Genomic DNA, 436 nt, shown 5'->3' on the forward strand with positions numbered 1-436 from the left:
GCTCAGGAACATATCGGAAACGCTCACGGCCTGGTCCAGCAGACCACCGGGATTGTTGCGCAGGTCGAGCACGATGCCCTTGAGGCCGCCGGTCTTGGCGCATTCGCGCGTGGCCTTCTTGAGGGCGTCGCGCAGGTCCTCGTCGGTACGGCCGGAGAAACGGGTGAGGCGGATCCAGTAGTAGCCGTCTTCCAGCGGCTTGGACTTCACGCTGACCAGCGGGATGGCCTCACGCTTGACCCGGATGGTCTTGGGCGACTTGGAGGTGCTGTGCAGGATGCCCAGCTCCACTTCCGTGCCCTTGGGACCACGGATGCGCGAGACCACGTCCTGCAGACTCAGTTCCTGCGTGGGCTGGCCGTTGATGGTCAGGATGATGTCCCCGGACTGCAGGCCGGCACGATAGGCGGGCGTATCCTCGATGGGGGTCACCACG

General features: G+C 64.9%; 1 protein-coding gene. It reads right to left on the minus strand.

Translation table 11 applies throughout. The features are described from left to right. A partial coding sequence (locus tag JWG43_RS18500) for a S41 family peptidase (protein ID WP_205244390.1) occupies window positions 1–436 on the minus strand: 436 nt, incomplete at both ends.

This window comes from Desulfobulbus alkaliphilus, from assembly GCF_016918545.1.
GTDB classification, from domain to species: domain Bacteria; phylum Desulfobacterota; class Desulfobulbia; order Desulfobulbales; family Desulfobulbaceae; genus Desulfobulbus; species Desulfobulbus alkaliphilus.